This window comes from Corallococcus llansteffanensis, assembly GCF_003612055.1.
Classification (GTDB): Bacteria; Myxococcota; Myxococcia; order Myxococcales; family Myxococcaceae; genus Corallococcus; species Corallococcus llansteffanensis.
This window is the reverse complement of record NZ_RAWB01000777.1, coordinates 1-3,725: the sequence shown is the minus strand read 5'-3', so window position 1 is coordinate 3,725 and position 3,725 is coordinate 1. Positions and strand designations below refer to the sequence as shown.

At 71.2% G+C, this 3,725-nt stretch carries 4 protein-coding genes; 1 reads left to right on the top strand and 3 read right to left on the bottom strand.

What is annotated here, in order from left to right:
- Positions 1–1,105 (top strand): type II CAAX endopeptidase family protein (locus D7V93_RS39995; protein ID WP_244237794.1); only part of this gene is annotated, 1,105 nt, incomplete at its 5' end.
- A 64-nt stretch (positions 1,106–1,169) separates the two neighbouring features.
- On the opposite strand, the gene D7V93_RS39990 is transcribed toward D7V93_RS39995, so the two are convergent.
- The 3 genes from D7V93_RS39990 to D7V93_RS39980 all read right to left on the bottom strand — a co-directional run.
- On the bottom strand, positions 1,170–1,385 hold the full coding sequence (locus D7V93_RS39990; protein WP_120648280.1) for a DUF5818 domain-containing protein: 216 nt from the start codon (positions 1,383–1,385) through the stop codon (positions 1,170–1,172).
- Positions 1,382–3,196, bottom strand: a complete 1,815-nt coding sequence (locus tag D7V93_RS39985) for a S8 family serine peptidase (protein ID WP_120648279.1) — start codon at positions 3,194–3,196, stop codon at positions 1,382–1,384. Before D7V93_RS39985 ends, D7V93_RS39990 begins: the two co-directional genes overlap by 4 nt.
- Before the next feature lie 154 nt (positions 3,197–3,350).
- A partial coding sequence (locus D7V93_RS39980) for an alpha/beta hydrolase (protein WP_504739596.1) occupies positions 3,351–3,725 on the bottom strand: 375 nt, incomplete at its 5' end.

The following is a 3,725-nucleotide window of genomic DNA, read 5'->3' as shown; positions in this document are numbered from 1 at the left end:
CCCGGTGCTCGCGGCGGCGCTGGCCTTCGGCCTGTTCGTCACGCTGGGGGCCGTCACCCAGCTGCTCAACCCCGGCTTCGGGGTGTGGTTCACGGAGGTGTTCCTCTTCCTGGGCCTCGCGTGGGTGATGCTGCGGCGCTCGGGCTTCCGGCCCGCCGTGTACACGGGCCTCACGCCCTTCGAGGGGCCGCCCGCGCTGTTCGGCTTCCTCCTGGGCGTGGCCAACTTCTTCGCGGTGGTGGTGCCCATCCAGTACCTGGCGCAGCGGGTTGCACCCTCGTGGCTGCGGGAGATGTTCGACGCCTCGCGCCTCTTCGAGGGCCAGACGCCCGTGGAGCTGGCGCTGCTGCTGGGCGGCGTGTCGGTGGCCGCTCCGCTGTGCGAGGAGTTCTTCTTCCGCGGCCTCTTCCAGCGCTCCCTGACGCCTCAGGCGCCGGCCTCGCCCTGGCGCGCGTTGATCATCTCCTCGGTGGTGTTCAGCGCCTTTCACCTGGATCCGGTGGGCTTCCTCGCGCGCGCGGAGCTGGGGCTGCTGTTCGGATGGCTGCTGCTGCGCACCGGTTCGCTGTGGCCGGGCATCGCGGCGCACGCGGCCAACAACATCGTGTCGTCGGTGCTGTTCCTCGTCGCCACGCACTCGGGGCTGGCGAAGGACGGGGCGACGGACGACGTGACGGACTGGCGCGCCGTGCTGGGCCTGGCGCTCGTGGGGTGGACGGGCCTCCTGGGCCTGCGCGCCGCGTCCCGGCACTTCCCCGCCGTCTGGGGACGCGGCACGCCGCCGACCGAAGACGAGGTCCGCGCCACGAAGCCCGTGCCGCTGTTCGCCCTCCAGTTGCTGCCGTGGGTGGTGGTGGCGACGCTGTCCCTCGTCGGCCTGGGGCTGGTGGACGGGCGCGGCGTGTCGCTGAGCGTCTACGACATCCAGCACCCGGTGCCGCCGCTGTCGAAGGACGCGGACCCGGGCCTCCAGGCGGAGCGCAAGGCGCTGCAGCAGCTGCGCAAGTCCGTCCGCAAGGGCGAGCTTCCGATGGAGGCCTACGAAGAAGAGCGCCTCCGGCAGGCCCAGGCGCACGCGCCCGACAAGTCCAAGGCCACCCGCTGAAAATGCAACGGCCCCCGGGCTTTCGCCTGGAGGCCGTGCCTTCCACGAAGCCGCGCCGTCAGCGTCAGTCCGCCTTGTACGAGCTGACGTGGAACACCGGCCCCACCATGGCGGTGGTGACGGCGTCCTTCTGCACGCTGCCCTCGGCGGAGATGCGCTGACCGTCCTTCTTGATCTTCCGGTCGCCGCCCGCGAGCTGGTACGTCTTGCCGTCGTCGGCCTTCAGGACCCACACCCCGCCTTCGAGGTCCTGGTACTGCACCGTGCCAGAGAGCTTCATGCGTCCTCCCGCTTGAGCATCGCGCGAGCGATGACGAGGCACACCACCGTGTTGAAGCCCAGCCACGGCTTCGCCAGGAAGGTGAAGGGCATCCACGCCAGCGCCGGAGCGCCCGCCCACGCCGCGTAGGCCAGGAAGCCCGCGAAGCCGAGCGCCAGGCCGCCCACCGCCGGACGGAAGCCCCGCCACGCGATGGCCGGCAGCGAGAGCACCAGCGGGATCAGCGCGCTGTAGAACAGCGGGTTCACCGTGCCCCGTCCGAAGATGATCCGCTGCCAGTCCGGGATGGGCAGCGAGGCCACGTTCACGACGTCACCCGCCGCCCCCACTGCGCCCGTGAACCACGTGCGCAGGAAGAAGAAGCCCACCGTGGACAGGACCAGCGGCACGAGGAACGCCGGGCGGAAGAGGATGTTGAGGAAGCCCGGACGCTCACGCCCGCGCAGCGTCAGCAGCACCAGCGCCAGCAGCGCCGCGGCCCACGCGAGCGGCTGCCAGTGGGGCGTGCCGCCCGTGAACGCCTGCAGCGACGCGTTGGCGTTGAGGACGCCGTGGCCGTACTGCTCGGACCAGGCCTGGTCCCCCACCGCCTTCGCCCCGGCGTAGAGCGCCTGCTCCACCTCGTCCGGGCTCTTGGCGCCGGCGCCGTAGAGCATCGCGGCGACCGCGGCCACGTGCGGCGCGGCCATGCTGGTGCCCTGGTACCAGGCGTAGATGGAGCGCGACGGGTCGCGCGGGTCGATGGTGTTCTGCAGGATGCCGCCCGAGTCGCCCTGGCGCTTGTCGCCACCGGGCGCCGCGATGTCCAGCTCCTTGCCATAGGACGAGTACGGGGAGCGCGAGCCGTCCGGGCCCACCGCGCCCACCGCCACCGCGCCCGGGTACGCCGCGGGGAACTCCACCTTGCCGCGCCCGGTGTTGCCCGCCGCGGCCACCACGGTGACGCCCTTCTTGCGCGCGTACTCCACCGCGGAGGCCATGACCTGGGAGTACATGCCACCGCCCAGCGACATGTTGATGACCTTCGCGTCGTGGTCCGCCGCGAAGCGGATGGCGTCCGCGATGTCCGCGGAGGTGCCGCTGCCAAAGTGGTTCAGGACCTTGATGGGCATCAGCGTCGCGTCGAAGGCCACGCCCGCCACACCTACGCCGTTGTTGGTGGCCTGCGCGATGGTGCCCGCCACGTGCGTGCCGTGGCCGTGGTCGTCGTTGGCGTGCTCGTCGTCGTTGACGAAGTCGTAGCCCTTCACGAACGACACGCCCTTCAGGTCCGGTACCTGCTTGAAGTCGTCGTGGTCCTCATAGGCGATGCCCGTGTCGATGACCGCCACCACCACGCCCTTGCCCCGGTTGCCGTCCCAGGCCTTGGGCATGTCGATCATCCGCAAGTTCCACTGCGCTTCGTATTGGGGATCATTCGGCGTGTAGCTGCTCCGCACCTGCAGCAGCGGCTCCGCGGACTCCACCGCCGGGTGCTGGCGGATGCGCTGGAGCACGTCCTCCACGTCGTCCACGCCCACCGCCAGCGTGACGCCCGTCTGGGGGCCTTCCAGGGAGTTGAACTCCAGGTCCAGGCCCCACTGGGCCTCCCAGGCGTCGAACTCGGCCTGGGTGGTGCCGTCCTTGAAGTCCACCACGATGGCCCCGGACACCACGTCGTCCGAGCCCGCCGCCACGGCCTCCGCCAGCTCTACCTGGGCCGCCGCCACGTCCGGGCCGGCCGGAACCTCCGGCTCCCGCGATGCGGAAGCACACGCCGAGGCCGACAGGGCCAGCGCCGCGAGAACCACGTTCCATCGCCTCATCCGCATCGGGACACTCCTTGAACGAAGACGCCTCGAAGACCCACTACGAACGAATGGCGGGACGATTGGGTCTGCCCCGCCAGTCTGTTCGCCCCCCGGTCGGCCGTGCAAGGCGATGAGGGTAAAGAAATGTGAAGAAGTCCGGAGGTTTGCACGCCCCCTACCCGCCCGACAGCCGCTGGAGCCACGCCGCCGCGGCCCGTCCCACCTGGGGAAGGTTGCGGTGGAACGTGGCGCCGGCATCGTCGATGACCTCTAAATCGCCCCCGGCCTCCGCGACAGCCGCGGCCAGCGCCGCCCGGGGCAGGCGCTTGTCCTCCGCCCCGACAATCACCAGCAGTGGACACGACAGGCGCACGAGCGACAACGGGTCCACGTCCGGCGCCACCAGACACAGTCCGCCCACCGCCGGGTGCCGCTCCTGGAGCGCCAGCGCCACACGCGCCCCCCCGTGCAGCGCCGCCACCGCGAGCGCGGACGTGCCCGCGTTCTCCAGCGCCACCCGCATGGCCGCCTCCGCGTCCTCCACCAGCGC

Excerpts from the sequence above, each read along its gene's own strand:
- D7V93_RS39990 (WP_120648280.1), bottom strand. The coding sequence starts at position 1,385 with ATGAAGCTCTCTGGCACGGTGCAGTACCAGGACCTCGAAGGCGGGGTG.
- D7V93_RS39985 (WP_120648279.1), bottom strand. The coding sequence starts at position 3,196 with ATGCGGATGAGGCGATGGAACGTGGTTCTCGCGGCGCTGGCCCTGTCG.